This window comes from Streptomyces roseochromogenus subsp. oscitans DS 12.976, assembly GCF_000497445.1.
GTDB lineage: Bacteria > Actinomycetota > Actinomycetes > Streptomycetales > Streptomycetaceae > Streptomyces > Streptomyces oscitans.
In genome coordinates, this window is the sequence record NZ_CM002285.1 from 3,095,069 (window position 1) to 3,102,367 (window position 7,299).

At 70.4% G+C, this 7,299-nt stretch carries 2 protein-coding genes and 1 pseudogene; 1 reads left to right on the forward strand and 2 read right to left on the reverse strand.

Annotated elements, in window-relative coordinates; all coding sequences use genetic code 11:
• Positions 1 to 3,351 (forward strand): multifunctional oxoglutarate decarboxylase/oxoglutarate dehydrogenase thiamine pyrophosphate-binding subunit/dihydrolipoyllysine-residue succinyltransferase subunit (locus tag M878_RS63055; protein WP_023546820.1); only part of this gene is annotated, 3,351 nt, incomplete at its 5' end.
• Positions 3,352 to 3,526: 175 nt separating this feature from the next.
• Here M878_RS63055 and fxsT read toward each other — a convergent pair.
• Entirely contained in the window at positions 3,527 to 6,487 is a 2,961-nt protein-coding gene (gene fxsT / locus M878_RS63060; RefSeq protein WP_023546821.1) for an FxSxx-COOH system tetratricopeptide repeat protein, read from the reverse strand.
• A gap of 102 nt (positions 6,488 to 6,589) precedes the next feature.
• Positions 6,590 to 7,299: pseudogene (locus M878_RS63065) on the reverse strand (FxsB family cyclophane-forming radical SAM/SPASM peptide maturase); the annotation flags it as partial.

Genomic DNA, 7,299 nt, shown 5'->3' on the forward strand with positions numbered 1-7,299 from the left:
CTGCGCGGCCCGGCCGCCGCGGTCGCGAAGAACATGAACGCCTCGCTGGAGCTGCCGACGGCCACGTCGGTCCGCGCGGTCCCGGTGAAGCTGCTGTTCGACAACCGCATCGTCATCAACAACCACCTCAAGCGCGCCCGCGGCGGGAAGATCTCCTTCACGCACCTGATCGGGTACGCGATGGTGCAGGCCATCAAGGCCATGCCGGCGATGAACTGGTCGTTCGGCGAGAAGGACGGCAAGCCGACCCTCATCAAGCCGGCGCACGTCAACCTCGGCCTGGCCATCGACCTGGTGAAGCCCAACGGCGACCGCCAGCTCGTCGTGGCCGCCATCAAGAAGGCCGAGACGCTGAACTTCTTCGAGTTCTGGCAGGCCTACGAGGACATCGTCCGCCGCGCCCGTGACGGCAAGCTGACGATGGACGACTTCACCGGTGTCACGGTCTCCCTGACCAACCCGGGCGGCCTCGGCACCGTCCACTCGGTCCCGCGTCTGATGCCCGGCCAGTCGGTCATCATGGGCGTCGGCTCCATGGACTACCCGGCGGAGTTCCAGGGCACCAGCCAGGACACCCTGAACAAGCTCGGCGTCTCGAAGGTCATGACGCTCACGTCGACCTACGACCACCGGGTGATCCAGGGCGCCGCCTCCGGCGAGTTCCTGCGCCAGGTCGCGAACCTGCTCCTGGGCGAGAACGGCTTCTACGACGACATCTTCGAGGCCCTGCGCATCCCCTACGAGCCGGTCCGCTGGCTCAAGGACATCGACGCCAGCCACGACGACGACGTCACCAAGGCCGCCCGCGTCTTCGAGCTGATCCACTCCTACCGGGTCCGCGGCCACGTCATGGCCGACACCGACCCGCTGGAGTACAAGCAGCGCAAGCACCCCGACCTGGACATCACCGAGCACGGGCTCACTCTGTGGGACCTGGAGCGCGAGTTCGCGGTCGGCGGCTTCGCCGGCAAGTCCCTGATGAAGCTGCGCGACATCCTCGGCGTGCTGCGCGACTCGTACTGCCGCACCATCGGCATCGAGTTCATGCACATCCAGGACCCCAAGCAGCGCAAGTGGATCCAGGACCGCGTGGAGCGCCCGCACTCCAAGATGGAGCGCGAGGAGCAGCTGCGGATCCTGCGCCGCCTGAACGCGGCGGAAGCCTTCGAGACCTTCCTGCAGACGAAGTACGTCGGCCAGAAGCGGTTCTCGCTGGAGGGCGGCGAGTCCGTCATCCCGCTGCTGGACGCCGTGATCGACTCCGCGGCCGAGTCCCGCCTGGACGAGGTCGTCATCGGCATGGCCCACCGCGGCCGCCTGAACGTTCTTGCGAACATCGTCGGCAAGTCGTACGCGCAGATCTTCCGCGAGTTCGAGGGCAACCTCGACCCGAAGTCGATGCACGGCTCCGGCGACGTGAAGTACCACCTGGGCGCCCAGGGCACCTTCACGGGCCTGGACGGCGAGCAGATCACCGTCTCGCTGGCCGCCAACCCGTCCCACCTGGAGACGGTCGACCCGGTCATCGAGGGCATCGCCCGCGCCAAGCAGGACATCATCAACAAGGGCGGCACGGACTTCACGGTCCTGCCGGTCGCGCTGCACGGCGACGCGGCCTTCGCGGGCCAGGGCGTGGTGGCCGAGACCCTGAACATGTCGCAGCTGCGCGGCTACCGCACCGGCGGCACGGTCCACATCGTCATCAACAACCAGGTCGGCTTCACCGCGGCCCCCGAGTCCTCGCGTTCCTCCATGTACGCGACGGACGTGGCCCGCATGATCGAGGCCCCGATCTTCCACGTGAACGGCGACGACCCCGAGGCTGTCGTGCGCGTTGCCCGTCTGGCCTTCGAGTTCCGCCAGGCGTTCAACAAGGACGTGGTGATCGACCTCATCTGCTACCGCCGCCGCGGTCACAACGAGTCGGACAACCCGGCCTTCACCCAGCCGCTGATGTACGACCTGATCGACAAGAAGCGCTCGGTTCGCAAGCTGTACACCGAGTCCCTGATCGGTCGCGGCGACATCACCCTGGAAGAGGCCGAGCAGGCCCTGCAGGACTACCAGGGGCAGCTGGAGAAGGTCTTCACGGAGGTCCGCGAGGCCGTCACGTCCCCGCAGGGCACCGGCCCGGTGCCGGACCCGCAGGCGGACTTCCCGGTCGCCGCGAGCACCGCGATCTCCTCGGAGGTCGTCAAGCGCATCGCCGAGTCCCAGGTCAACATCCCGGACACCTTCCACGTGCACCCGCGTCTGCTGCCCCAGCTGCAGCGCCGGGCGACGATGGTCGAGGACGGCACGATCGACTGGGGCATGGGCGAAACGCTCGCTGTGGGCTCCCTGCTCCTTGAGGGCACCCCGGTCCGGCTGTCCGGCCAGGACTCCCAGCGCGGCACCTTCGGCCAGCGCCACGCGGTGCTCATCGACCGCGAGACGGGCGAGGAGTACACCCCGCTGCAGTACCTCGCCGAGGACCAGGCACGCTACAACGTCTACAACTCCCTGCTGTCCGAGTACGCGGTCATGGGCTTCGAGTACGGCTACTCGCTGGCCCGCCCCGACGCGCTCGTGATGTGGGAGGCGCAGTTCGGTGACTTCGTCAACGGCGCGCAGACGGTGGTCGACGAGTACATCTCGGCTGCGGAGCAGAAGTGGGGCCAGACGTCCGGCGTCACCCTCCTCCTCCCCCACGGCTACGAGGGCCAGGGCCCGGACCACTCCTCGGCCCGCGTCGAGCGCTTCCTCCAGCTCTGCGCCCAGAACAACATGACGGTCGCCATGCCGACGCTGCCGTCGAACTACTTCCACCTCCTGCGGTGGCAGGTGCACAACCCGCACCACAAGCCGCTGGTGGTCTTCACCCCGAAGTCGATGCTGCGTCTGAAGGCCGCCGCGTCGAAGACGGAGGAGTTCACCTCGGGTCAGTTCCGTCCCGTCATCGGCGACGCGACGGCGGACCCGGCCGCGGTCCGCAAGGTCGTCTTCGTGGCCGGCAAGCTGTACTACGACCTGGAGGCCGAGCGTCAGAAGCGCGGCGCCACGGACACGGCGATCATCCGCATCGAGCGGCTGTACCCGCTGCCGGGTGCCGAGCTCCAGGCGGAGATCAAGAAGTACCCGAACGCCGAGAAATACCTGTGGGCGCAGGAGGAGCCGGCGAACCAGGGTGCCTGGCCGTTCATCGCGCTCAACCTGATCGACCACCTGGACCTGGCGGTCGGCGCGGACGTCCCGCACGGCGAGCGGCTGCGGCGCATCTCGCGTCCGCACAGCTCGTCCCCGGCCGTCGGCTCCGCCAAGCGGCACCAGGCCGAGCAGGAGCAGCTGGTGCGCGAGGTTTTCGAAGCGTAGGTCTCCGGCGGGCCCGGTGCTGAGTTCTTGCTCGGTACCGGGCCTTTCGCCTACCCAGAGGGGTGGTTTCGGGCATGCGCGAGTGCGGATTCGTTGTGGTTGCTCGCGCCCACGCGGCGGAGCCGCATATCGATACAGCCCCGCGCCCCTGGGGAACTGCCGTGCCGTCGGTCCGTCAGATCGGCTGCGGCTCGAAGTCCCAGTACGGGCGGTGGCGTTCGAGGATGTGGCGGGTGTGGGGGTGGTCGGCGCCGAGGAGTGAGGTGAGGCGGGCCACCGCGTCCTGGTGGAGTGCCTCGGACTCGTCCCGCCTGCCCAGCTCGGCCAGGTCCAGTGCGAGGCCGGCGCGCAGGCTGATGGTGAGCACGTGTGCGTCGCCCAGGACGCGTGCGGAGCGGTCGGCGGCCTCCCGGCCCAGTTCGGCCGCCTCGTCGGTCTCTCCTACGGCGGCCAGCGCGGCGACCTCGTTCTTGGCGCAGCCGATGGCCCACGGGTGGTCCTTGCCGACGGCCCGCCGCATCTGACGAGCGGCCTGCCGGGACAGGTCCAGCGCCACCCGGTGCTCGCCCAGGTCCCGCATGATGGTCGCCACGTTGTCCCGCGCGCCGATCGCGTACGGGTGGCGTTCGCCGAGCTGGGCCGCGTAGTGGGTGGCGGTGGCCTCGGCCAGGTCGCGGGCCTCCTCGGTGCGCTCCAGGTCGCGCAGCATCATCGCGTAGTCGCAGGACACCATCAGCGTCTCCGGGTGCAGCGGCCCGCGCCGGCGGATCAGCTTCTCCCGGACCCCGCGCAGCATGGCGTGCGCGAACTGCAGGTCGCCGACGCGGCGGGCGCACAGGGCGAGGTTGTGCTCGGCGAGCAGGGTCTGGCTGTGGGTGCGGTCCAGTACCTGGCTGTGCACCCGGCAGTTGTGGCCCTGGATGGCCAGCGCCTCCCGGTAGCTGCCGAGCAGCCGCAGCATCCAGGCGGTGTGCAGCGCGGAGTTGAGGGTGAGGGCGTCACGGCCGCCGAGAATGTCCAGCCGGGCCTCGAAGACCTTGCGGTGCAGGGCGAGCGACTCGGCGTAGCGGCCCTGGAGGCCGAGGGCGACGGCGAGGTTGCTGCGGACGGTGAGGGTGCGCGGCACCTGCTCCCCGCCGAGTTCCGCGGCGGCGGCCGTGGCGGCCTCCTCGAACAGGGCGCGGGCCTCGCCGTACCGGCCGAGCGCCATGAGGGTGCCGCCGAGGCCGTCCTTGGCGCGGATGATCTCGATGGGCCGTACGTCGTCAGCGCGTTCCAGGCGCCCGAGCGTCTTCTGGCCGACGGTCTTCGCGTCCTCGTACCGGCCGAGGCGGCGCAGCATGTTGGCGAGCTGGTGGGCGGCGACGAGCACCGAGCGGTCGGTGTCGCCGGAGCTGGCCTCCCAGTGCCTGACGGCGGTACGGCTGAGCCACCAGCCGTCGTGGTACTCGCCGCGCATCCGCAGGTATTCAATGCAGTTCAGGACGAGTTCCCGGGCGTCGTCGTCGGCCGACTCCAGGGCGCCGGACGGTTCCAGGTGCGGGATGAGGGCGGCGTACCGGGCCCAGTTGCCGGCCGAGGAGGAGTCGCGCGGGTCGGCGGATACGAGGACCTTGCGGGCGGCCGCCGCATAGCGCTCGGCGTCGGCAGGTGACTGGATGGAGCGGACGAAGCGGTGGAAGAGGCGGTGCATGCGCAGGGTGCCGACGGTCTGGGTGTCCATCCGCGGGCCGGGTTCGTACTCGATGCGCATGGAAGTGATCTCCGACAGCCGGCGCAGCGCGGTGTTCCAGCTGCTGGGCTCGGTGATCAACTCGGCCAGTTCGGCGGGCAGATCGCCATGCCGGGCCGTCTGCAGCAGCCGTACCGGCACCACGTCGTGCGAGAAGCACACGAGCAGGTTGAGGAGCTGCCAGGCGGACTCGGAGCCCTCGCGCAGGGTGTTGACGAGCTTGGCCCAGGCGACCTCGAAGCTCTCCGGGTACTGGCCGGAGGGCATCACACCGAAGCGGTCCGGGCGGCCGTCGCGAATGTCCCGGATGTAGTCGTCGACCGGCACGGTCGGGCTGATGTCCAGCCAGGCGGCGGTCTGGTCGAGCAGCAGCGGCATGTCCTCCACGGCCTCGGCGAGGCGCGCGGCCTGGGTGTCGCTGAGCCGCTCCGTGCGCCGTGAGACGAAGGCGACGCTCTCGGCGCGCTCGAAGACGGGCACGGCGATGTTCTCGGCGTGGGCGCCCCACTCGCTGCGGTGCGTGGTGATCAGGACGTGCCCGCGCCCCTCGGGCAGCAGGTCGGCCAGCCGCTCCGGGTCCCCGGCGCCGTCCAGGACGAGCAGCCAGGGTCGCTGAGTGCCGTCCAGTGCCCGCCGTACGGCCGTGATGGTGGCCGCGAGATCACCGGCGTCCCGCAGCTCCAGCGCGGGCGCGAGATCGGCGAACTGCTGGCGGGCGGTGACGCGTTGGGATGCGCTGACCCACCACACGATGTCGTACTCGCCGGCGAACCGGTGGACGTACTCCAGCGCCAGCTGTGTCTTCCCGAAGCCGCCCGGGCCGAGCAGCGCCACGGCGGCGCCGTCGGGCCCGGCGGCGGAGAAGGCGCCGTAGACCTTCTCCAGCAGTTCGGTGCGGCCGATGAAACGGCGGTTGCGGCGCGGGACCTGCCACACGTCCGGCGGGTCGTCGGGGAACCGGGGGCCGCGGCGCAGGTCGATCAGGGTGCCCGGGGCCGGGATGCCCGCGCACTCCAGCACGCGGCTGCGCGCGATCTCCGGCCTGAGGCCGCGCAGTTCGACGGGGGCCAGGGCGATGACGGCCTCCGGCATGGGCCGGGCGGTGATACTCACGGCGGCGATCCGGTCCTGGTACGCCGGCAGCACCTGCCGCAGGGCCTCGGCCCAGGCGTCGAACCGCTCGGCGCCGAACCGCTCGTACCAGTCGTCGATCACCAGCAGCACGCGCCCCGGCGCGCTCAGCAGGTCGGCGAACGCCTCGGCGGACGGCGGCCGCCGCAGCGGATTCCACCTGATCAGCGTGGTGCCCCGTCCCGCGGCCCGGATCTGGTGGTCGATCCACTTGGCCCAGGACTCGCTCTGTCCGGCGAACACCACCGTGACGTGTCCGAGTTCCGCCGCCATCTCGCCGTTTCCCCTCGACTGAACCTGGTCACGTGAGTGCACAGGTTATTCAATTGTGCGTCAGATCGGCTTCAGAGGTGTTGGGTTGAGCAAAGGTTCCGGTCAGGACGCCGGTGACGCCGGCCCGGCCGTGTGCTCCAGGCGATGGGCGATGTGCCGGACCAGACGCTCCAGATCGGCACAGTAGACACTCGGATGCCGGAACCCGGTCCCCGGAGCGTACCGGTGCACATAGTTCCCGCCACCGCACACCTTCCCCACGGGGCAGCCCAGACACTCGTCGGCGAGCGCCCGCTCCCCCAGCTGGCGTGCCGCCACACCGGGGTGGCGCAGGGCCTGGTCGAAGGAGTGCCGGTGGACGTTCAGCCCGGTCTCGGAGGCTCCCTCGTACGCCGACCTGAGCGCGTCGACCTGCTCGATGGCACCGTCCGTCTCCACGACGACGGCTGCCACGGGCGACAGTCCAACGGCCTCGGCACGGCTGGGAGCGCCGAGGAGGAGGGCGGCGATCTCCTGGAACAGACGGATGCGGACGGGGGCTTCGGGGCGCTTCATGTCCCACCAGGCGTCGAACACGGCGGTGAGCCAGTCGCCGTAGGGGGTGGGGGCGGGGCGGTGCCTGCCCGGGGGCCGGCCGTATGTGCCCCAGTTGGCGTGCGGGAGGAGGAAGTCGACGCCGGGCGGACGCAGGGGGAGCAGGGAGCGGTAGGTGTCGAGGGGATCGGCGGTCAGGTCGATCGTGCAGAGGATTCCGGCGTACGACTCCGGGCGCTCCGCGAGCCGTAGCGCCGCCGCGCGGGCGGCGGGCCAGG